Genomic DNA, 22,694 nt, shown 5'->3' on the forward strand with positions numbered 1-22,694 from the left:
CCGTCTCCGGGACCGCCCTCGCGGCGTGCGTGGTGCTCGTCAGGCTCAGGCCTGGGTCGCAGCCTTCTTGGTCGCCTTCTTGGCCGGGCCGTGGCCGGCGTCGGTAGCGGTGGCCTCGGCGGGCGCTGCCTTGGAGGGCTCGGCCGCGACACCGCCGCCCTCGGCCTCGGCGGCCGACGACACGGCCTCCTGCTTGACGGCGTCGCCCGCGGCCTTGGGCGGCACGGACGCCTGGCGGAACTCCGCACGCGGGTCGTGCAGCGAGCCGAGCGAGACGAGCTCGCGGCCCATGAGGAACTGGCCCATCCACCCGATCGCGATGCGGATCTTGCGGTTGCCCGTGGGCATCGCCATCACGTGGTAGCTGCGGTGCATGGCCCAGGCGAGGAAGCCCTTGAGCTTGAAGATGCCGAACAGCTCCGCGACACCCTTGTACAGGCCGAGCGACGCGACCGTGCCGACGCTCTTGTGGCTGTACTCGACGGGCGCGTCACTGCGCAGCACGGCGACCAGGTTGTCGGCGAGGCGCGTGGCCTCACGGATCGCGTGCTGGGCGTTCGGCGGGCAGAACTTGCCCGGGTTGAGCACGTCGGGGACGGCGGCGCAGTCGCCTGCGGCCCACGCGTCGGGGATGACGTTGCCGTCCGCGTCCGCGACCTGGAGGGTCGGGAGCACGGTCACGCGGCCGAGCTTGTCGACCGGCAGGTCCGAGTTCTCCTTGATGACCGGGTTCGCCTTGACGCCCGCGGTCCACACGATGGTGTCGGTGTCGAACTCGACGCCCGTCGAGGTGACGACGTGGCCGTCGACGCACGAGGACAGGAACGTGTTGAGGTGGAACTCGATGCCGCGCTTCTTGAGCTCCTCGAGCGCGTACTGGCCCATGGGCTCGGAGACCTCGGGGAGGATGCGGCCCGAGCCCTCGATCATCACGAAGCGCAGGTCCTCGGGCGCGATCGTCGGGTAGTTGCGGGTCGCGTAGCGCGCCATGTCCTCGATCTCGCCGATCGCCTCCATGCCGGCGAAGCCGCCGCCGATGAACGCGAACGTGAGCATGCGCTTGCGCAGGTCCTGGTCCCAGGTGGACGACGCGACGTCCAGCCGGTTGATGACGTGGTTGCGGACCGCGATGGCCTCTTCGACGTTCTTGAAGCCGATCGCGTTCTCCGCGAGGCCCGGGATGGGCAGCGTGCGCGAGACGGAGCCGAGGCCGACGATCAGGTGGTCGTAGGTGACCGAGTAGTCGTCGCCCTCCTCCGGGTGGATCGTGATGCTGCGGCCGGCGTGGTTGATCTCCACGACCTTGCCCTGCAGCACGTCGACGCCCTTGAGGGCGCGGCGGTGGGGGGCGACGACGTCGCGTGCGTCGATCGAGCCCGCGGCGGCCTCCGGCAGGAAGGGCGCATAGGTCATGTACGGGCGCGGGTCGACGACCACGATGGCCGCTTCGCGCTTGCCGAGCTTCTTGCGGAGGCGGCGCGCCGAGTAGAGACCGACAGAGCCGCCACCCAGGACGATGATGCGGGGAACCTTGCGGGGACGCGGCGAGGCAGCGACGTCCGCGTTCTGGGCAGGGGTGACCGAGGTCAGGTCATTCTGAGGCATGAAACCAGAGTATTACTGTCTTCTACTTCTTGGTGAACTTCTGTCCGATCCGTGAGCGTGACAACCTTCACAAGCGCTGCGGGGCCGCCCGAATATGGCGCGTTGGTGCCAGTTTCGGCAGGCGCTGCACCGGGGTCGGTCGGCCGGTCTCCCCGTCGTCCGACCGACCCCGGCGTCAGCACGGGAGGTCAGCCGCCCGACGGCGCAGCCCCCGTCGAGACCTCGACCACGGGGCTCGCAGCGGCCGGAGACGGCGTCCCGGGCACCCCGGCCGAGGGCGCTGTGGTCCCCTCCGCCGGCGGACCGGCCGGGTCCTCGCCGTCGGCGGGGACCTGCGGAGCCTCAGGGGTCACCGGGGTGGTCGCCGCACCCCCCGGCTGGTCGGGAGCCGGTGCCGTGCCGCCCGTCGAGGGCACCAGGAGCGACTGCGCCTGGAGGAACGGGGCCGGCATGGACCGCGGCTGCTCGCCCTCGAGCGGGACAGGTCGGTCGGAACCGTCCCACTCGACCGCGTCGTCGGGCAGCCCACGCAGCGGGTAGACGTTCCAGCGGTCCCGGCCGTCGGTCGACAACGACGGCTGGAAGTACCACCCCTGCTCGAAGTCCGGGAGGCTCCAGGCCTGCGCAACCCCTTCGCCCGTGAGGGTCCGCACGGGACGGCCCTGGTCGTCGAAGATCTGCACGTCCTGCAGGGCGCGGCCGCTCGCGTCGTACACGAACAGGTTGCTGACCTGCGAACCGTCGACGTACACACCGCTGCCGGTCCCGTCGGCGCTGACGCCGCTCGCACCGAAGATGCCGGACCGGGCGTCACGGACACCGTCGTCGTAACCCTGCTGGTACGAGCCGCCGGAGGACGTCCTCAGCCCGTTGAGCTCGGCGTTCGCCCCGAACGCGGCGCTCACGAAGAGCGGCACGGCCACGAGGACCGCGACGACGTCGACGGCCTTGCGCAGGAGGTGCAGCCCGCGCCAGCGCAGCCACCGCTCGCGCCCCCACTGCACGCTCACGACGACCGCGACCACCAGCAGGAGCCGCCAGTACGTGGCCTGCGGCACGAGCTCGAAGTTCTGCGGCCGGTGGAACCAGCCGTACGCCACGACCACCACGACCCACGCCCGCAGCACCCACCACGCGGGTCGCAGCACCGCGGCGAACTCGAGGAACGCGGCCCACTGCGGCGTCGACGTCACGGGGGCCCACAGGGACTTCCACCCCGACCCGAAGATCCCGCCGAGCACGAACAGCCGGCCGCGCAGCCCGATCCGCGGACGCGGCCCCGGCGCGGCGGGGTCCAGGCCCGCGGCCGACCGGAGCTCGGCCGCGTACACGGCGGCCGGACCGAAACGTGCGGCGACGTCGAGCAGCGCCGTCGCTCCGCCGTCGGGCACCTGGCCGCCCGCGGCGACGGGCCGCAGCGAGCCCGGCATGTCCGCGAGCGCCTCCGCGAGATCCGCCTCGAGGCCGTCGGTGAGGTCGTCGACCTGCTCGGGCGACAGGTCGGCGAGGTGCGCGCGGACGTCCGCGGCGTAGCGGCGGACCTGGTCGAGGACCACGGTCTCGGGTGTCAGGGTCGTGGACATCACGCGGCTCCTTCAGTCGTGAGGAGCCCGGTCAGCGTGCCGGAGAACTCCTGCCACTCCTTGCGCTGGGTGTCGAGCATGGCCCGCCCCTGCGCGTTGATCCCGTAGTACTTGCGGTGCGGACCCTCGTCCGAGGGGACGACGTAGCTCGTGAGCATCCCGCCCGAGTACAGGCGGCGCAGCGTGCCGTAGACCGAGGCGTCCCCCACCTCGACGAGCCCCGCCGCTCGCAGGCGTCGCACGACGTCGTACCCGTACCCGTCCTCGTCCGCGACCACGGCGAGGACCGCCGCGTCGAGGACGCCCTTCAACAGCTGTGTGGTGTCCACCCTGACTCCCTGCTCGACCGGCTCCTGTGCGGCAGACACTACTACGCAACCCGCACTACCGGCCAGAGTGAACTACCGCGTGTCGTGCAGAGAAGGTGCCGAACCCGAGGTTGGTCAGGCACAGCGCCTCAATCGGCTGACCAACCTCGGGTTCGGCACCGACGGGTCACGCGATCGACAGCGCGATCCCGTCCAGGATGTCGTGCTCGCTCGTCACGACCGACGTGAGCTCGCCGCCCGCGGCCGCGACGTCGTCACGCACGCGGCGCACGACCTCGGCCCACACGAGCGCCCCCGCCCCGATCACGTCGACCCGCCCCGGGTGCATGAAGCCCAGCGCCGCCCGCTCCTCGCGCGTGCGCGCCAGCAGGTCCTCGCACGCCGCCAGCGTCTCCTCGACCGTCAGCACCGCGCCGTCGATCCGGTCGCGGTCGTAGCGCTCGAGGCCCAGCGCGTGGGCGGTCACGGTCGTGACCGACCCCGCGAGCCCCACGAGCGTCGCGGCCTTGCCCAGCGGGACGGTCAGCGACGCGGTGTCGAGCGCCGCCCGCACGTCCGCACGGGCCGCCGCGACCTCCTCGGCCGTCGGCGGGTCCGAGCGCAGGTGACGCTCGGTCAAGCGCACGCACCCCACGTCCATGGACCACGCCGCCTCCGGGGCGTCGGTGCCCAGCACGAGCTCGGTCGACCCTCCCCCGAGGTCGACGACCACGAACGGACCCGGATGGTTCGCCGCGACCACGCCCGTCGCGCCGCGGAACGACAGCTCGGCCTCCTCGTTCCCCGACACGACCTCGGGCGCGACGCCCAGGCGCGCGAGCACGCCGTCGACGAACTCGGCCCGGTTCTCCGCGTCCCGCGTGGCCGACGTCGCCACGAAGCGGGTGCGCGTCGCCCCCAGGTCCTCGATCACCCGGGCGTACTCGGCCGCCTGGTCGAGCGTGCGGGCCAACGCCTCCGGCGCCAGGCGCCCCGTCCGGTCGACCCCCTGGCCGAGGCGCACGACCTCCATGCGGCGGTCGAGCTCGGTGAGGACGCCCGTCGTGGGGTCGACGTCGGCGACGAGGAGTCGGATCGAGTTGGTGCCGCAGTCGATCGCGGCGACGCGAGAAGAAGTCATGACATCAAGGGTGCCACCCGTCGCCGCCCCGGGAGGGCGCGAACCGGCCCGCGGACGGCGACCGTCGCGAGCGTCACAGCCGACGTCGCGACCGGTCGCGGGTCAGCGGCTCAGCACGTGCAGCGGTCCGCGCGCCACGCGCCCGAGATCATGACGAGAGCCTCGTCGCCCAACGGGTTCACCCCGGGGCCGGCCGCGAGGGCGTGACCCACGAGCACGTGCAGGCACTTGACGCGCACGGGCATCCCGCCCGCGGAGATGCCCGCGATCTCCTCGACGTGCCCGAGCGCCTCGCGCGCCGCGAGGTAGTGCTCGTGCGCGCGGGCGTAGGCCGCGGCGAGCTCCTCGTCGTGCGTCAGGCGCTCCGACATCTCCTTCATGACACCGTTCGCCTCGAGGCTCGAGGCCCCCGCGACGGCGCCCGGGCTCGTCAGGTAGTACGTCGTGGGGAACGGGGTGCCGTCGGGCAGGCGCGGGGCGGTGTGCACCACGAGCGGGCGACCGCACACGCAACGGGCCGCGATCCCGACGACGCCGCGCGCCGGGCGTCCGAGCTGCTCGTGCAGGACCTCGAGGTCCTCGGGCGTGACCTCGGGGCGCGAGCGGTCGGCCTCGGGGACGGCCTGCGCGGCGCCTGCGGGTGCGGCGGGACCACCGAGGTCCGCGGCGTCCGGGGCGGTGGGGGTCGAGTCGTTCACGAGGAGTTCCGTTCTGCGGCGTGCGGTGCTGGGGCGCGCCGGGGGACGGCGCACTCCCCATTGTCCCCGGTCGTGCGGCCGGAACGGCAATCGGCCCGCCTAGGGCGTCCCGCCGTCGGTCGGCGGCGCCTCGGGGCCGTCGCCCGGCTCGGTCCCCACGTCGCCGTCGCCGCCTCCCGGTGCGGGCTGCTCGCCGGCCAGCTGGACCGACCGCCACACCGAGACGTACCAGGGTGCACCGTCCTCGGGGTCGACACCGACCGGTCCGTCGGTGAGGCGACGTCCCGTCTCGGGGTCGACCACGTCGACGACCGTGTCCGGGTCGATGACCCGCCACGCGCGCTCGCCCGGCATCACGAAGCTCAGGCGGTCACGGGCCTGCGCGACGACGTAGGCCTCGTCGTCCCAGCGGCCGAGCTCGACCTCGAGGGCGTCGCGCTCGGCCTCGGCCGCCGCCACCTCGGCGCGAAGCGCGCGGAGTTCGCCCGTCTGGTTGACGTAGGCACGCACCGTGGGCAGGAGCAGGACGACCGCGAGGAGCACGACGACGGCGATCACCAACGAGCGGACCGTCACCACCTCGGGGAGCAGCAGCCCGTACCGGCTGCGGCGACGGTCGGCGAGCGCCGGCGCCCGCGACGCGGTGGGCCGCGCGGACCGCGGGGCGCGCGGGGTCCGCCCGGCCGACGAGCCGGCCGACGCGCCCGGCCCCCCGGCGGGGGTCGAGGTGGAGGACGGCTTGCGCGGCGCGGTCGGTCTCTTGCCCGCGCCCTTCGCGGCGCCCGGGCCCTGCGCGGCGCCCGGGCCCTGCGCGGCGCCCGGGCCCTGCGCGGCGCCCGGGCCCTGCGCGGCCGCCGAGCCCTTGGCGGCCGCAGGGTCCTTGGTCGAGCCCGTGCCGGCCGTCCCGGCCCCGGACCGTCCGGAGGTCCCCGCGTCGGTGCGTGACGTCGTCGGGCCGGAGGAGCCGCGGGCCCGACCGGCCGAGCGTGCCGACCCGCTGCGACTGCCCCCCGGGCGCGGCGAGGCGCCGGGCGTGGACGGGCGGCGGTTCGAGGGCATGGTGCCGATTGTGCCGCCCCGCGCCCTCTCCCGGTCGCAGGGTCCACGGCGTGCCGGGGCTCCGTGGCCGGATCCACACCAAGCGTTCACAACCACGGGAGCCCGTGCCGGGCGAGGCACGGACGCACGGACGCCCGGTGGTTCCGAGGAACCACCGGGCGTCCGGGTGCTGCGCGCGACGCCGACCGGGGGTCGGGCCGTGCTCAGCGGGGATGCGTCAGCTCACGCCTTCCAGCGCGGGAACGCCGAGGCGCCGGCGTAGCGTGCCGCGTCGTCCAGGGCCTCCTCGATGCGCAGGAGCTGGTTGTACTTGTTGATGCGCTCGCCACGGGCGGGGGCACCGGTCTTGATCTGGCCGGCGTTCGTCGCGACCGACAGGTCGGCGATCGTCGTGTCCTCGGTCTCGCCGGAACGGTGCGAGACCATCGCGGTGAAGCCGTTGCGCTGCGCCATCTCGACGGCGTCGAGGGTCTCCGACAGCGTGCCGATCTGGTTGAGCTTCACGAGGAGCGAGTTCGCAGCCTTGAGCTCGATGCCCTTGGCCAGGCGCTCGGGGTTGGTGACGAACAGGTCGTCGCCCACGATCTGGACCTTGTCGCCGACCTCGGCCACGAGCTGCGACCAGGCGCTCCACTCGTCCTCCGACAGCGGGTCCTCGATCGAGACCAGCGGGTAGTCCGCCACGAGCTGCTTGTAGTAGGCGATGATCTCGTCCGAGCTCGTCGCCTTGCCCTCGAACTGGTACGCGCCGTCCTTGAAGAACTCGGTCGCGGCGACGTCGAGCGCGAGGCCCACGTCGACGCCCGGCTTGAAGCCGGCCTGCTCGATCGCGACGAGGATCAGGTCCAGCGCGTCGCGGTTGCTCGGCAGGTTGGGGGCGAAGCCGCCCTCGTCGCCGAGGCCCGTCGCGAGGCCCTTGCTCTTGAGCACGGACTTCAGGGAGTGGTAGACCTCTGCGCCCGTGCGCAGCGCCTCACGGAAGGACGTGGCGCCGATCGGGGCGACCATGAACTCCTGGATGTCGACGTTGGAGTCCGCGTGCGACCCACCGTTGAGGATGTTCATCATGGGGACGGGCAGGACGTGGGCGTTGGGGCCACCGACGTAGCGGTAGAGGTCCAGGCCCGAGCTCTTGGCGGCGGCCTTCGCGACCGCGAGCGACACGCCGAGGATGGCGTTCGCGCCGAGCTTGCCCTTGTTGGGCGTGCTGTCGAGCTCGATCAGGGCCTGGTCGATCAGGCGCTGGTCCTCGGCCTCGAAGCCGAGCAGCTCGGGGGCGATCTCGTCGATGACCGCGTTGACGGCGTCCTCGACACCCTTGCCCAGGTAGCGGGACTTGTCGCCGTCACGACGCTCGACGGCCTCGAAAGCGCCGGTCGAGGCGCCCGAGGGGACGCCTGCGCGGGCAAAGGTACCGTCGTCGAGCACGACCTCGACCTCGACGGTGGGGTTTCCGCGCGAGTCGAGAATCTCGCGTGCTCCAACGGCTTCGATGCTTGCCACGGTTGCTCCTTCAGCTGCTTCCAGGTCCGGAGCGCAGGGCAGGCGACGATGGCGGTCGGGCGCATCCGGGGTTGTCGCATCCCAGCCTAGTGGTCGGGAACACATGTCGCTGGGGTCGTCGGCCCGTGGACACGAACGCCCGCATGTCGGCCCTCACCCCCCGGACGGCGCCCGCAGGGATCACTCCGGGCGTGTCGGACCGGCGGTCTCGGCGGCCACGATCGCCCGCTCGACCTCGCGCAGCGCGCCCCGCAGCGCGGACTCGGCGTCCACGCCGTCGGCCTGCGCGCGCCGCACGACGTCGAGCAGCTCGCGCCCGTACGCCCCCTCGGCCGCGGCACCGTCCTGCGCGCCCGACGACGTCGCGCCCCTCCCGTGCGTCGCCCCGCCCGGGGCGAGGGCCGGGACCGGCGCGACCTCCGCCGTCGGGCCGGGACCCGCGACGACGCCGCCCAGCCCCGCACGCTGCGCACGGGACACGACCTTCTGCGCGCGGGCCAGCGCGCCCTGCGCGAGGGGGATCCCCTCGAGGACCGACTCGCGCTGCTTCTCCTGCTGCTTGATCCGGTCCCACTGCGCGTGCAGCGCGGCGTGCCCGTCGCCCGCGGCGACCGCGGTGTCCGCGAACACGTGCGGGTGGCGGCGGACGAGCTTGGCGACGAGGTCGGCCGCGACGTCGTCCACCGTGAACGGGTCGACCGCGTCCTCGCTCGCGATGCGGGCGTGGAACAGGACCTGCAGCAGCAGGTCGCCCAGCTCCTCGCGCGTGCCCGCGCGGTCGCCGGTCTCGATGGCCTCGGCGAGCTCGTGCGCCTCCTCGAGGAGGTAGCGCACGAGCGACTCGTGCGTCTGCTCGCGGTCCCACGGGCACCCGCCGGGCGAGTAGAGACGGTCCATCACGGCGACGGCCTCGCGCAGGGGGTCGGCCGCGGCGGCCGTGACGGGCAGGGACGGCTCGGTGGTGCTCATGCGCCCATCGTAGGGAGCGCGGACCGGAGGACCCCGGGAAGGAGCCCTCCGGTGCGCTGCCCGGTGAGGGCGGGGGCGGCTATTTCCAGGTGTCGTTCAGCGTCACGGCACCGTCGGCCCCCACGGTCGCGGTGCGGTTCGCACCGCTCTCCCAGACCACGTTGCCCGCGCCGTCCTTCTTGACGTACTTGTACTCGAACGTCGTGCCGGCCGGCAGGTCGAGCGTGAGCCTCCACACGGGGTAGGTCGCGGCGGAGAGCTGCTTGGCCGAGGCAGGTGCCCACGCGCCGAGGGCGGGGATGCTGCCCACGACGAACACGTTCTGCCCCAGGACCGTGGTGGCGTTCACGGCGAAGACGGCGTCGCCCTGCGTGGTGCCGCCGCCGTCACCCCCGCCGCTCCCCGCGCACGGGTTGCCCGAGGTGACGACGCCACCGGAGACCTGGGCGTGCTGTCCCGTGAGGACGAAGTCCTTGCCGCCGTTGTTGTCCCAGGTGCCCGAGCCGTTGGTGAACGCGGCCGTGACCGTCGCGCCGTTCGCGGGGATCTCGCGCGAGACCCAGCCCGTGCAGGCCGCGGTCATGTCGACGCCGGGGGCCGTGGTCCATGCGCCCGTACCGACCTTGTAGTGGACCTTGTACGCGTTCCAGCCCTTCGAGGTCGAGTAGTAGACCGTGGTGGCAGACGTGGTCGGGCAGTCGACCGTGCACGGCGTGCCTCCGGTCCTGCCGACGTGCAGCGCGAGCGCGCCGTACGCCGGGACGGTTGCGGTGAAGGTCCCCGAGGCGCTCACGGTCCGCGTGACGGAGCAGTCCTTGGCGGCCACGACGTCGCAGTACGTGCCCGCGGGCAGCGAGGTCTGGTAGGTGCGCGTCACGGCGGAGGACGTGTTGTTGATCGCGACGTAGCCCTTGGCCCCGCGACCGTAGGCGATGTTGTTGTTGCCGTCGTCCCACCAGTTCGTGACGGACGTGCCCTCGACCGTGTTGTGGAAGCCGACCATGCCGGCGATCTCCGTCCAGCGCTGCGTGCAGGTCCAGGCGCTGTCGGAGCAGCTCGCGTCGGGGACGGACGTGCTGGTGGCGCCGGGAGCTCCCGCGTCCTTGTTGTCCCACGTGTAGCCCGTGTAGACCGAGGGCGAGCCGTAGGGCCAGGAGAGCATGAAGGCGTTGGCGAGCTTGTACTTCGCTCCCCACTTGTAGTTCATGGTCTCGCCGTTGCGCTCGGTGTCGTGGTTGTCCACGAAGACTCCGGCACGGTCCGAGGTGAGCAGCCCGTTGCCGATCTCGTCGAGGCTCGCGATGCTGCCGTCGAAGCGGCTCTTGAGCGTGCGCGCGTAGTTGAACTCGTGCGAGTCCCCGCTGCCCAGGTACTCGGAGGGCTGGATGGGCTCGCCCGCGGCCCCGATGACCTCGTGGACCCAGTAGACGTCCGGGTTGGTGAGCCGGGCCTTGATGGCCGCGAGGTCCGCGGCCGGGATGTGCTTGGCCGCGTCGATGCGGAAGCCCGCGACGCCCAGGCCGATCAGGTCGTTCATGTAGCCCGCGATCTTGCCGCGCACGTGGTCGGAGCTCGTGCGCAGGTCCTGGAGCGAGACGAGGCGACAGTTCTGGACGTCGTACCGGTCGCCGTAGTTGGTGATGTTGGCGCGGCAGTCGTTGAAGTCGTCGTACCCGTAGGGCGCGCCGGGGAAGGAGTCGACCGAGTAGCTCGTACCGCCCGTGCCCGTGCCGGACCCGGTGTCGGCTCCTGCCATGTGGTTGACGACCGCGTCGACCACGATGCCCACCCCTGCCGTCCGGCAGGTGCTGACCATGTTCTGGAACTCGGCACGGTTGCCGAGCTTGGACTCGATCTTGTAGCTCACGGGCTGGTAGGAGGTCCACCACGCGGTGCCCTGGATGTGCTCCTGGGGCGGGGAGACCTGGACGTAACCGAACCCGGCGGGCCCGATCGTGCTGGTGCACTCGGCCGCGACCGCGTCCCAGGTCCACTGGAACATGGTGAGGACGACGTTCCCGCGGCCGTTGTCGGACGTGACCACGGGTGAGGGGGTCGGTGCCTTGGCCGAGGCGGGCACCGCGCCGGCGACGAGGCCCGACGTGACCACGGCGAGCGCCGTGAGCCCGGCGAGGAGTCGGTGCCGCTGCTTCGTGCGGGCGGGTCTGGTCGTTCGGCTGAGCATCATTGCTGTCTCCGTCTCGGTGCTGCGCACAGCCCCGCGTCGGTGCGTGGCTGCCCGTCCTCGCACCGGCGTCGGCGCCGGCGCGTCTACCGCTTCCCCTGGTCCGGTCCGAACGACCGGAGAACCCGCGCTCTGCCACCTTGCAGACATTTGCCGGTTCTTGCTGAAAGATTACACAGGGCGATGCGGCGTGTCAGCCCGTGCGGACACGCAAGAAGGTTGCGGGTCGTCGGAGCGGGCGACTCGGTGCCCTCGGCGCCGGAACACACCTCAGGGCAGCGTCGGCACCGCCGCGAGCAGCTCGCGCGTGTAGGCGGCCGACGGCCGCGTCAGCACGTCCCGCGTGGGGCCCGCCTCGACGACCTCTCCCCCGCGCAGCACCACGGTCTCCTCGCACAGCTGCCCCACGATCGCCATGTCGTGGCTGACCAGCACGAGCGTGAGGCCCAGGTCGCGCTGGAGCCCGCGCAGCAGGTCCATGACCTGCTCGCGGACGGACACGTCGAGCGCGCTCACGGGTTCGTCGCCCACCAGGACCGACGGCGAGGGCGCGAGGGCCCGCGCGATCGCGATGCGCTGGCGCTGGCCGCCCGAGAACTGCGCCGGGTACTTGGTCCGGACGTCGGGGTCGAGCCCCACCCAGCCCAGCACCTCGTCGACGCGCGCCGACACGTCGCCCCCGACCTTGAGCGAGCGCAGCGGCTCGGCAACGATCCGCGCGACGGTCATGCGCGGGTCGAGCGACGTGCGCGGGTCCTGCAGGACCACCTGCACCTCGCGACGGTAGCGCCGCATGAGGGCCCGGTCGCGTCGGTCGAGGGGCGCGCCACGGTAGGAGACCGTGCCGCGCGTGGGGGTGTCGAGACCCAGCAGCAGCCGCAGGAGGGTCGACTTGCCGGCCCCCGACTCGCCCACGATCCCCACGCCGCGCCCGGACCGCACCGCGAGGTCGACGCCCGCGAGCGCCGTCGTCGGGGGCGTGCGGCGTGAACCGCCGAACTGTCGCCACACGCCGTCGAGCGCGACGAGAGGCACGGCGTCGCCTGCGGGCCCGTCACCGGGGACGGGCCGGTCGCCGCTCACGTGCTGGTCGCTCATCGGTCCTCCAGGGTGGGCAGGTGGGTCACGGCCCGCGCGGCGGCGAGCAGCGAGCGCGTGTAGGGGTCCTCGGGCGCGTCGAGGGCGCGGGCCACGGTCGTGGTCTCGACGACCTTCCCGTGCCGCATCACGACGAGGTCGCGCGTGACCCGGGCGACCACGGGCAGGTCGTGCGACACGAACACCAGGGCCGTCCCGGTGCGCTCGATCAGGTCGTCGAGCAGGTCGAGGATCTCGGCCTGGACGGTCACGTCGAGCGCCGTGGTGGGCTCGTCGGCGATCAGCACGTCGGGCTCGCACGCGAGGGCCATGGCGAGGCACGCACGCTGGCGCTGCCCGCCGGAGAGCTGCCACGGGTAGGACCCGAGGATGCGCTCGGTGTCGTCGAGGCGCACCAGACGGCACAGGTCCGCCGCGATCTCGGCGGCCCGCGCACGCGAGACCTTGCGGTGCAGGCGCAGGGGCCCGGCGATCTGCCGGCCGACGGTCATGAGCGGGTCGAGAGCCGTGAGGGGCTCCTGGAACACCATCGCGACGCGGGCGCCGCGGACCCTGCGCAGGGCCTTCTCGCCCAGGGGCAGCAGGTCGGTCCCGTCGAGCAGGACCTGCCCGGTCGCGGTCATGCCGTCGGGCAGGAGCCCGAGGATCGCGGCCGCGGTGAGGGACTTGCCCGAGCCGGACTCGCCGATCACGCCCAGGCGCTCGCCGGGTGCGACGTGCCAGCTCACGCGGTCGAGCAGCACCCGGCCCGACGACGTCGCCACCGTCAGGTCGCGCACCTCGAGCCCGGCGGTGCTCGTCGTGGGAACCGCGGTGCTCGGCGTGGGTGAGGTGGAGGGGGTCATCGGTCGCCTCGCAGGCTCGGGTCGGTCCGTTCACGGATGCCGTCGCCCAGGAGGTTCAGGCCGAGCACCGTCCACGCGATGAGCAGCCCGGGCAGGATCGCCCCGAGCGGCTGGACCGCGACGGACTTCTGGGCGGCGCTGAGCAGCCGCCCCCAGGACAGCGCGGTCGGCGAGCCGAGGCCCAGGTAGGACAGCGACGCCTCGGCGAGGATGGCCCCGCCCGCGAGCAGCATGAGCTGGACGAGCAGGGTGGGGGCGACGTTGGGCAGGACGTGGCGCAGGATCGTCCCCCACCATCTCGTGCCCGACGCCGTCGCGGCCGTCACGTAGTCCTCGCGCAGCACGCGCGCGGCGTTGACCCGCGTGACGCGCGCGATCACCGCCGCCCCCGAGATGCCGATCGCGACGATCGCCGAGGTCAGCGAGGCCCCGCGGACCGTCACGATCAGCATGGCCAGCAGCAGCGTGGGGAACGCGATCATCAGGTCGATCACGTTGAGCAGCGCGACGTCGGCCCACCGCGTGGTCGCCGCGGCGACCACACCGATCGTGATGCCCAGGACGCCCGCGATGACGACCGAGGCGAGCGCCACGGTCATCGCGACCGTCGCACCTCCCATGAGCTGGCTCAGCAGGTCGCGTCCCAGCCGGTCGGTGCCGGCCCAGAACTGCGCGCTGGGCCCCTCGAGCCGTCCGCCCGTGCCGGCCGCGCCGGCACCCACGTCGTAGGGCGTCCAGAAGATCGCGACGACCCCGACGAGCGCGACCAGCCCGACCATGACCAGGCCGGCGACGTACGACGGGCTGACGCTCCGCCGTCGGGAACGCGGGGTCTCCCCCGCCCTCCCCGCGGGCGACGGCGCGAGCGCGCCCTCCTCGCGGGCCGGGACGACCCGCCCGGAACCCTCGACGGCGGGGATCTCCCCGCCCAGGTCGATGCTCATCGTGCGCCTCCGAGGGCCGAGCCGGCACGCAGCCGGGGGTCGATCCCGCGCTGGGCGAGGTCGACCAGGAAGTTCGTGACGAGGACCAGGGCCGTCAGCCCCAGGACGAGGGCCTGCACGACCGGCAGGTCACGTCCCGCGACCGACGACACCAGGAGCGTGCCCAGGCCCGGCAGCGCGAAGACGTTCTCCACGACCACCGCCCCCAGGAGCGAGGTCGCGAGCTCGATGCCGAGGATCGCGACGACCGGGACCGCGCCGTTGCGCAGCCCGTGCCGCGCGAGCGCGTGCCAGCGGCCGTAGCCGAGCGAACGCGCGGTACGCACGTAGTCCTGGTCCAGGACGTCGAGCGTCGCCGACCGCACGTAGCGCACCATGACCGACGACATCGCGATCGCCACGGTCGCCACGGGCAGCACGAGCGACCGCACGGCCGCTGCGGGGTCCTCCCAGCCCTGGCGGGGGAACCCGCCCGCCGGCAGGACCCCCGCCTCGAGCGCGAAGACCCACACCAGGATCACGCCGACCCAGAAGACCGGGACCGCGACACCCAGCTGGGAGACGGCCGAGACCGCGACCCCCACGACGCCACGACGCCTGACCGCCGCGACCACCCCGAGGGGCACCGACACGAGCACCGAGACCACGAAGGCCGCGAGGCTCAGGGGCAGCGTGATCGGCAGCTTGCTCGCGATCAGCTCGCCCACCGGGAGGCGCGAGACGAACGACGTCCCCGCGCTCCCCGAGAACAGCCCCGCGACCCACTGCCCGTACTGCGTCCACAGGGGCTGGTCGGTGCCGAGGTCGGCACGCAGCTGCTCGAGCTGCTCGCTCGTCGTGCCCACGCCGAGCGACGTGCCCGCGCTGGCGCCCGGCAGGAACCGGAGGACGGCGAAGACCACGACGCTCGCAAGGAGCAGCGACAGCAGCAGCGTGCCGACGCGCGTCAGGAGGTAGCGGGACATGGGTGCTCGGTCAGCCTTCCCGCACGATGTCGGCGACGTAGAAGCTCTCCGTCACCTGGTTCACCGGGAAGCCCGTGATCTCGGCGCGCGCGACCCGGATCTGCGGGTCGAGGTACAGCCAGGCGCTCGCCGCCTCCTGCCCGATGGTCTCGTTGACCTGGGTCAGCAGGGCCGTCTGCTCGTCGGCCGTGGCCGCCTGGTCGGCGTCCGCGACCCACTGCTGGACCTGGGCGTTGTCGTAGCCCCAGTAGAAGTCCGGGTTCGCGTACCAGACGACGTCGCGCGGGTTCACGTGCCCCATGAGCGTGGTCTGGAAGTCGTGGTCCGTGTAGATCTTCTGGTACCACGTCGCGTCGTCGACCGGGTTGAGCGTGAGCGTGACGCCCACGGCCTGGAGGTCGGCCTGGAGGAGCTGGGCGATGGTCTCGGACGGGTCGCCCGCGACGTAGTCGACCGCGATGCTCAGGCCGCTCACGCCGGCCTGCGCGAGCAGGTCCTTGGCGGCCTGGGGGTCGTACGCGTGCACGTCGGCCTGGTCGACGAACCAGGGGTCGGTCGGGGGGACCATCGAGCCGATGACCTGGCCACGGCCGTCCCACACGGCGTCGAGCACCTTCTCACGGTCGACCGCCTTGTACAGCGCCTGGCGGACGCGGACGTCGTCGAACGGGGCGACGCGGTCGTTGAAGGCCCAGATCTGCTTGGTCGTCGACGTGCCCTCGGTGATGGTGAACGCGTCGTTCCCCTCGAACTGCACGAGCTGGTCCGGGGAGTCCTCGGCGATGACCAGGTCGAGGTCCCCGGTCAGGAGCGCGTTGTTGAGCGCGGTCGTGTCCTGGAAGAAGCGGAACGTGACGCCCGAGTTCTTCGCGGGGGTGCCCCAGTAGTCGTCGTTGCGCTCGATCGTGAGGTGGTCGCCCTGCGTCCACTCGACGAACCGGTACGGGCCCGTGCCGTTCTCGCTCGACAGCTCGGTGTCGCCGTCCTGCACGATCGTCACGGACGCGAGGTAGAACGGCAGCGACTGGCTGCGGCGCGACAGGTCGAGCTGGACCGTGGCGTCGTCGGGGGCCGTGATCGCGGAGATGACCGACAGGTCGTTCTTGCGCGCGCTCTTGGACTCGGGCGCGATGGTCTGCGAGATGCTCCAGACGACGTCCTGCGCGCTCAGCGGGGACCCGTCGTGGAACTGCACGCCCGGCTGCAGGTGGAACGTGTAGACGAGGCCGTCCTCGGACACGTCCCAGTCCTTCGCGAGCGTCGGGACGACCTCGCCGTCGACGTCGACCGAGGTCAGGCCCTCGAAGACGTTGCGGGTCATGGTCTGCGAGACGCCCGAGCTGCCGCCGACGTTGCGGACCAGGCCCGTGGGCTCGTTGGTCGAGCCGATGACGATCTCGGCGTCGGCGCCCGACGCGGCGCTGCTGCCCGCGTCGCCGGACCCGCCCGAGCCGCACGCGGCGAGCAGGAGGGTCGTCGCCAGGACCGCGGCGGCTGCCTTGAGGGTTCTCATGGGGGTTCTTCCGTTCCAGAAGGTGCAGCGGGACTGCACGGGGACCACCGCGACGGTGGTGGCCGCCCGGTGGTGGAGGGGTTCGTGGAGCGTCGGCGGCCGACCGCGTGGGGGGCCACGGGAGGGGTGCCGAGGGGCCGGCGGCGGCGCGGCGGCCGCGCGAGAGCACGACGGCGGGACCGGCAGGGGCCAGCGGGAAGGTCAGACCTGTTCGAGAGGGGGCGTGTCGGGGATCATCCGCGACGGACGCCGCCTGTCAGCGGCTGCTCAGAGACAGCGACAACAGCGGGCGGAGCTCGTCGAGCCGTGCCGTCCGGTGCTGTGGGCGCGCGTGGGCGCATTCAGGTCGAGAAACATGATGCGACAACTATCTCACCGACCAGGCGGTATGGATACACGCCCGGGGTGTGGTGGTGGTCACGTCGCGACGCTGCTAGTGTCGCCGAGCCGAGCCTGAGCTCGGCTGTGTCGTCGATGGAGCACCCATGCTGCGTGTCACCGTGCCGGTCAGAGCTCTCGTCCGCAGCCTCGCGCTCGCGATCGCCGTCCTGGCCCTCCTGCACCTCCTCGCCAACTTCCTCGAGAAGGCCGCCGACCTCCACGGCGGCGCGATCGAGCCGCTCGTCCACTACTTCAGCATGGACGAGGAGGTCAACGTCCCCACCTGGTTCACGGTGATCCTGCTCGCCTGCACCGGGCTCGTGACGGGCGACCTGCTGCACGGCGAGCCGGACCGCGGCCGCCGCTGGGCCTGGGGGCTCGTCGCGTTCGTGCTCCTGTACCTGTCGATCGACGAGATGACGAGCTTCCACGAGCACCTGGGGACGTCGCTCGAGGAGCACTTCCGCAGCATCGCCGACCTTCCCTTCAACGGGTGGATCGCCTTCTACGGTCCGCTCGCGCTCGTGGTGGCAGCGATCGTCGTGCCGCTCCTGTGGCGGCTCCCCCGGCAGTTCCTGCGTCCCATGGCTCTCGCCGGGGTCCTGTACGTGATCGGGGCCGTGGGGTTCGAGGCCGTCGCCGGGCTGCTCGAGGACCAGGGCTTCGACCGCGCGACGTTCGTCGGGCAGCTCGCGGTGCTCGGCGAGGAGGGCCTCGAGATGGTCTCGGTCGTGGTGTTCCTCGTGGCCGTGGTGCGCTACCGGGACTTCCTCGACGGGGAGAGCGCCCCCGTCGGGTCAGGCGCGGCCGACGCCAGGACGACACTTCATCCTTGACCCTCGCGCCCCGGCGCGCCGACGATGCAAGAGCAGGTCCGCGACGGGCCGCGCACCGGCGGCAGGGGACCTCGATGACGACGACGGGCTCGAGCACCGCTCGACGCACCCTCCCCTCGCTCACCGCGATCCGCGCGGTCGCCGCCGCAGCGGTCCTGGTCTTCCACCTCGACTACTGGCAGGTCCTCGACATCCCGGGGGCCTTCTACGGCAGCACGGGCGTCGCGCTGTTCTTCGTCCTGTCGGGGTTCATCCTGACGTGGACGGCCGACCCGGCACGTTCCCGGGCCGGGTTCTACGTGCGCCGGGTCGCCCGGATCTACCCCGACCACCTCGTGACGCTCGTCGTCGCCCTGGTCGTGGCGCTGGTCGTCGGGAGCCCTGCCGTCACGGGGCGCGTCGTCGGCGCGAACGTCCTGCTGGTCCAGGCGTGGTCGTTCGACCCGACGGTCGCGTACGGCCTCAACGGCGTCGCGTGGTCGCTGTCGTGCGAGCTCGCGTTCTACCTCGCCTTCCCGTTCCTCCTGCCGCTGCTGCGACGGTGGTCCCCGCGGACGCGGCTCGTGGTCGCCCTCGTGGCGCTCGCCGTCCCGCTCGTCGCGACGATCGTGGCTCCGGCGACCTACCAGGTGCTCTACCACTTCCCCCTCGCACGGTTCCCGGAGTTCGTCCTGGGCGTCGTCGCGGGGCTCGCGTTCGTCGAGGGCCGCAGGTCACGGGTCCCGTGGGCGGCCCTGCTCGGCATCTTCGCGGCCGTGCTCGTCACCGCCCAGCTCACGCACGCGACGGAGGCCGTGGCACGGGTCGCGCTCGTCGTTCCGTTCGCGCTCTTCCTCATGGTCTGCGCCGAGCGCGACCTGCGCGGCAGGAGGTCGCTCCTGACGCACCGCGCGGTGCTCGTCGCCGGCTCCGCCTCGTACGCGTTCTACCTGGTGCACGAGCTCGTGATCCGTCGCGTGCTCGACACCCCCTTGACGGGCGCGCTCGCCGCGGCCGTGATCACGGTCGCCTCCGGGGCCCTCGCCTACGCCCTGTACCGGTTCGTCGAGGAGCCCGCACGCCACGTGATCGTGAACCGCTGGCGGCGGCGCGCGGCGGCGCGGACGTCCAGGGGCACGGCGCCGTCCTCCCCCGGCCCGACGACGTCGCGCGCCGAGGCGGGCACGTCACCCGCCGGCGCCCCTGCCGCCGCGACGCAGACCGCTACCGCTTCGCCGTCCCCACCGTCGCCGCCGCACTGACGTCGCCCGTGATGACCGCGTCGATGAGCTGACGCGCCCAGGCGAGCACCTCCATGCCCCGCAGCGGACGGCCCCCGATGCGCGCCGTCGTCGGGAAGGGCACGAGGAACGCGCGGATCGCGGGCTTGAGCATGGTGCCCGGGTAGAGGCGCTTGAGGCGCAGCTCCGCAGACTCCGGGAGGTCGACGGGCGCGAAGCGCACGAACTTGCCCTGCGCCGTGACGTCCGCGAGCCCCGCGCGGCGCGCGTGGTTGCGGAAGTCCGCGACGGCGAACAGGGCCTCGACGACCTCCGGCAGCGCGCCGTAGCGGTCGACGAGCTCGGCCCGCACCTCGGCGAGCGCGGGCTCGTCCTGGGCCGCCGCGATCTTGCGGTACGCCTCGAGGCGCAGTCGCTCGTGCGCGATGTAGTCGTGCGGGATGTGCGCGTCGACCGGGAGCTCGATAGAGACGTCAGCGACCTCTTCCGCTGCGTTCTTGTCCTCGCCCTTGAACGACGCCACGGCCTCCCCGACCATGCGCACGTACAGGTCGAACCCGACGCCCGCGATGTGCCCCGACTGCTCGCCGCCCAGCAGGTTGCCCGCACCGCGGATCTCGAGGTCCTTCATGGCGATCTGCATGCCCGCACCGAGGTCCGTGTTGGCGGCCATGGTCGCCAGGCGGTCGTGCGCGGTGTCCGTCAGCGGGCGCTCGGGCGGGTACAGGAAGTACGCGTACGCACGCTCGCGCCCACGGCCCACGCGGCCGCGAAGCTGGTGGAGCTGGGACAGGCCGAGCATGTCGGCGCGCTCCAGGATGAGCGTGTTGGCGTTGGAGATGTCGAGGCCGGTCTCGATGATCGTGGTGCAGACCAGGACGTCGAGCTCCTTCTCCCAGAACGCCGTGATCGTCTGGTCGAGCTGGGCCTCGCTCATCTTGCCGTGAGCGACGCCGATGCGGGCCTCGGGGACGAGCTCGCGCAGGCGCTGGGCCGTGCGGTCGATCGTCTCGACCTTGTTGTGCACGTAGAACACCTGGCCCTCGCGGAGCAGCTCGCGGCGGATCGACGCCGAGATCTGCTTCTCCTCGTACGCGCCCACGTACGTGAGCACGGGGTGGCGCTCCTCGGGCGGGGTCGCGAGCGTCGACATCTCGCGGATGCCCGTGACGGCCATCTCGAGCGTGCGCGGGATGGGGGTCGCGCTCATCGCGAGCACGTCGACGTTGGTCCGGAGCTGCTTGAGCGTCTCCTTGTGCTCGACGCCGAACCGCTGCTCCTCGTCGATGATGACCAGGCCCAGGTCCTTGAACTTGATGGACCCGGAGATGATGCGGTGCGTGCCGATCACGACGTCGACCGACCCGTCCTTGAGCCCCTCGATCGTCTCCTTGGACTCGGCCTCGGTCTGGAAGCGCGAGAGCGCCTTGACCGTCACGGGGAACGCCGAGTAGCGGTCCGCGAACGTCTGGAAGTGCTGCTGGACCAGGAGCGTCGTGGGGACCAGGACCGCGACCTGCTTGCCGTCCTGCACGGCCTTGAACGCCGCGCGGACCGCGATCTCGGTCTTGCCGTACCCGACGTCGCCGCACACCAGACGGTCCATGGGGACGGGCTTCTCCATGTCGGCCTTGACCTCGTCGATCGTGACGAGCTGGTCGGGCGTCTCGACGTACGCGAACGCGTCCTCGAGCTCACGCTGCCACGGGGTGTCGGGGCCGAACGCGTGCCCCTGCGTGGCCATGCGCGCGCTGTAGAGGCGGATGAGCTCGCTCGCGATCTCCTTGACGTGCTTGCGCGCCTGGCTCTTGGTCTTGGCCCAGTCCGAGCCGCCCATCTTGTTGAGGCTCGGCGACTCGCCGCCCGTGTACTTGGTGACCTGGTCGAGCTGGTCGGAGGGCACGAAGAGACGGTCGCCCGGCTGGCCGCGCTTGCTGCTCGCGTACTCGATCACGAGGTACTCGCGCGTCGCAGCGTTGCCGCCCGTGCCGAGCGTGCGCTGCACGAGCTCGACGAACTTCCCCACGCCGTGCTGCTCGTGCACCACGTAGTCGCCCGCGCGCAGCGCGAGCGGGTCGACGACGTTGCGTCGCCGCGAGGGCATCTTGCGCATGTCGCGCGTGCTCGACCCCTGACGTCCCGTGAGGTCCGACTCGCTGAACACCGCGAGCTTCAAGTCAGGCGCGACGAAGCCCGGCCCCACGGGCGCGGGCGTCACGAGCACGACGCCGCCTTCTGGCTCGGTGTCGATCGACGCGACGAGCCGCGCCGCGGTGTCGACCGCGGAGAGCTGCTCGGTCATGCGGCGAGCGGGGCCGTGGCCCTCGGTCGTCAGGACCAGGCGCCAGCCGGCGTGCTGGAGCGCGCGCTGGTCGTCGAGCGCGCGCTCGACGTCCCCGCGGTAGGACTCGACGTTGCGCGCGGGCACGGTGAAGGTGGTCACGCCGCCTCGGTCCGCCCCCTGCCCGACGGCCGCAGCGTCTCCGGGGAGCTCGTCACCCGGGTGCGACTCGCCGTCGGAGGTCGCGCCCTCGTCGAGGCCGAACGGGCTGAGCGTCCACCATCCGAGGCCGCGACGCTCGGCGACGTCGTGGACGTCGGCGAACGTCTCGAACGACGCGGCCGACAGGTTGATCGGGGTCGAGCCGCCCGCGGCCGCGCCGGTCCAGGCGGCGGCGAGGAACTCCTCGGTCGTCGCGACGAGGTCGTGCGCGCGGCGGCGCACGCGCTCGGGGTCGTTGATGATCAGCAGGGCGTCGTCGGGGACGAGCTCCAGGACGGGCAGCATGCGGTCCACGAGGACCGGCGCGAGGGACTCCATGCCCTCCACGGCGATGCCGGCCGCGAGCTTGTCGAGCATGTCGGTCGCGCCGGGCAGCGTCTCGATCAGCTCGGCGGCCCGGGCGCGCACCGCGTCCGTCAGCAGGATCTCGCGGCACGGCGGCGCCCACACGCCATGGTCCGCGATCTCGAGGCTGCGCTGGTCCGCGACCGCGAACCAGCGGATCTCGCTGACCTCGTCGCCCCAGAACTCGACGCGCAGCGGGTGGTCCTCGGTCGGCGGGAACACGTCGAGGATGCCGCCGCGCACCGCGAACTCGCCGCGCCGCTCGACCATGTCGACGCGCTGGTACGCGGCCGCGCTCAGGCGCTCGGCAACGTCTGTGAGGTCGGCCGTCTCGCCCGTGCTCAGCTCGACCGGCTCCAGGTCGCCCAGGCCCTCGACGACCGGCTGGAGCAGCGCGCGGACCGGCATGACCAGGACGCGCACCGGACCCGACTGACCGATCTCGCTGCTGGGGTGCGCGAGACGCCGGAACACCGCGAGCCGCCGCGCGACCGTGTCGCTGCGCGGAGACAGGCGCTCGTGCGGCAGCGTCTCCCACGCGGGCAGGACCGCGACCAGGTCGCCCAGCTCGTCGGGCAGGTACGCCCGCACGCTCGCGGCGAGCTCGTCGGCCTCGCGCCCCGTCGCGGTCACCACGACGAGCGGGCGGGAGCCCTGCGCGGGGGCGCCCTTCTCCGTCCCGGTGGTGTCCCCGGTCGCGGTCGCCCCCGCCATCGCGGCGAGCAACGGCGGGCGCACGCCCACCGGTCCGACGACGTCGACGGCGCCACGCAGGCGCACGTGCTCGACGACCGCGCGCGCGGTCGGGTCGGCCAGGAGGGCGGGCAGGATTCCGGTGAGGTTCATGGGTTCCTTCGAGCAGGGTCACCGACGGCGTGGGCGTCCACGGGCGCAGGCCCGGGCAGGTGTGGACGTCGTTCGACGCGACCCCGCAGCAAGGCGCGGGCGCGCCGGAACAGCACGAGCGGCCCGGACCGAGGTGAGGACGGTCCG

17 protein-coding genes are annotated in these 22,694 nt (G+C 72.6%); 2 read left to right on the forward strand and 15 right to left on the reverse strand.

What is annotated here, in order from left to right:
- Positions 1-45: 45 nt before the first annotated feature.
- The 14 genes from NHG27_RS13005 to NHG27_RS13070 all read right to left on the reverse strand — a co-directional run bounded on the left by NHG27_RS13005 (position 46) and on the right by NHG27_RS13070 (position 16,416).
- Entirely contained in the window at positions 46-1,605 is a 1,560-nt protein-coding gene (locus NHG27_RS13005) for an NAD(P)/FAD-dependent oxidoreductase (RefSeq protein ID WP_497016564.1), read from the reverse strand.
- A gap of 188 nt (positions 1,606-1,793) precedes the next feature.
- A complete protein-coding gene (locus tag NHG27_RS13010) occupies positions 1,794-3,188 on the reverse strand; it encodes a hypothetical protein (protein ID WP_497016565.1) in 1,395 nt (464 codons plus the stop codon).
- Positions 3,188-3,517, reverse strand: coding sequence for a PadR family transcriptional regulator (locus NHG27_RS13015; RefSeq protein ID WP_193718948.1), 330 nt, complete (start codon positions 3,515-3,517; stop codon positions 3,188-3,190). Before NHG27_RS13015 ends, NHG27_RS13010 begins: the two co-directional genes overlap by 1 nt.
- A gap of 166 nt (positions 3,518-3,683) precedes the next feature.
- Positions 3,684-4,637: a Ppx/GppA phosphatase family protein gene (locus NHG27_RS13020; protein WP_497016566.1), complete on the reverse strand. Its 954-nt coding sequence runs from the start codon at positions 4,635-4,637 to the stop codon at positions 3,684-3,686.
- Positions 4,638-4,747: 110 nt separating this feature from the next.
- On the reverse strand, positions 4,748-5,203 hold the full coding sequence (locus tag NHG27_RS13025) for a DUF501 domain-containing protein (RefSeq protein WP_227748220.1): 456 nt from the start codon (positions 5,201-5,203) through the stop codon (positions 4,748-4,750).
- A gap of 231 nt (positions 5,204-5,434) precedes the next feature.
- Complete coding sequence (locus NHG27_RS13030) at positions 5,435-6,394, reverse strand: septum formation initiator family protein (RefSeq protein ID WP_497016567.1); 960 nt, start codon at positions 6,392-6,394, stop codon at positions 5,435-5,437.
- Between the two features lie 222 nt (positions 6,395-6,616).
- A complete protein-coding gene (gene eno / locus NHG27_RS13035) occupies positions 6,617-7,897 on the reverse strand; it encodes a phosphopyruvate hydratase (RefSeq protein WP_497016568.1) in 1,281 nt (426 codons plus the stop codon).
- A gap of 180 nt (positions 7,898-8,077) precedes the next feature.
- Positions 8,078-8,866, reverse strand: coding sequence for a nucleoside triphosphate pyrophosphohydrolase (locus NHG27_RS13040; protein WP_497016569.1), 789 nt, complete (start codon positions 8,864-8,866; stop codon positions 8,078-8,080).
- A 79-nt stretch (positions 8,867-8,945) separates the two neighbouring features.
- Positions 8,946-11,054 carry a carbohydrate-binding module family 20 domain-containing protein gene (locus tag NHG27_RS13045; protein WP_497016570.1) on the reverse strand — a complete coding sequence of 703 codons (2,109 nt, stop codon included), beginning with the start codon at positions 11,052-11,054 and terminating at the stop codon, positions 8,946-8,948.
- A gap of 267 nt (positions 11,055-11,321) precedes the next feature.
- Positions 11,322-12,149 carry an ABC transporter ATP-binding protein gene (locus NHG27_RS13050; protein ID WP_497016571.1) on the reverse strand — a complete coding sequence of 276 codons (828 nt, stop codon included), beginning with the start codon at positions 12,147-12,149 and terminating at the stop codon, positions 11,322-11,324.
- Positions 12,146-12,994, reverse strand: coding sequence for an ATP-binding cassette domain-containing protein (locus NHG27_RS13055; protein ID WP_497016572.1), 849 nt, complete (start codon positions 12,992-12,994; stop codon positions 12,146-12,148). Before NHG27_RS13055 ends, NHG27_RS13050 begins: the two co-directional genes overlap by 4 nt.
- Positions 12,991-13,938: an ABC transporter permease gene (locus NHG27_RS13060; protein WP_497016573.1), complete on the reverse strand. Its 948-nt coding sequence runs from the start codon at positions 13,936-13,938 to the stop codon at positions 12,991-12,993. The genes NHG27_RS13055 and NHG27_RS13060 overlap by 4 nt, the downstream gene beginning before the upstream one ends.
- Positions 13,935-14,903 (reverse strand): ABC transporter permease, encoded by a 969-nt coding sequence (locus NHG27_RS13065; protein WP_497016574.1) that lies wholly within the window; start codon positions 14,901-14,903, stop codon positions 13,935-13,937. The genes NHG27_RS13060 and NHG27_RS13065 overlap by 4 nt, the downstream gene beginning before the upstream one ends.
- Positions 14,904-14,913: 10 nt before the next feature.
- Positions 14,914-16,416 carry an ABC transporter substrate-binding protein gene (locus tag NHG27_RS13070; protein ID WP_497016575.1) on the reverse strand — a complete coding sequence of 501 codons (1,503 nt, stop codon included), beginning with the start codon at positions 16,414-16,416 and terminating at the stop codon, positions 14,914-14,916.
- A 485-nt stretch (positions 16,417-16,901) separates the two neighbouring features.
- On the opposite strand from NHG27_RS13070, the gene NHG27_RS13075 reads away from it, so the two are divergent.
- Complete coding sequence (locus NHG27_RS13075) at positions 16,902-17,633, forward strand: DUF8692 domain-containing protein (protein ID WP_193718958.1); 732 nt, start codon at positions 16,902-16,904, stop codon at positions 17,631-17,633.
- Between the two features lie 74 nt (positions 17,634-17,707).
- On the forward strand, positions 17,708-18,874 hold the full coding sequence (locus tag NHG27_RS13080) for an acyltransferase family protein (protein WP_497016576.1): 1,167 nt from the start codon (positions 17,708-17,710) through the stop codon (positions 18,872-18,874).
- Here the strand turns inward: NHG27_RS13080 and mfd are convergent.
- Entirely contained in the window at positions 18,837-22,547 is a 3,711-nt protein-coding gene (mfd, locus tag NHG27_RS13085) for a transcription-repair coupling factor (protein ID WP_497016577.1), read from the reverse strand. The two genes, NHG27_RS13080 and mfd, sit on opposite strands and share 38 nt — an antisense overlap.
- Positions 22,548-22,694: the final 147 nt, after the last annotated feature.

This window comes from Oerskovia sp. 140933 (assembly GCF_059651515.1).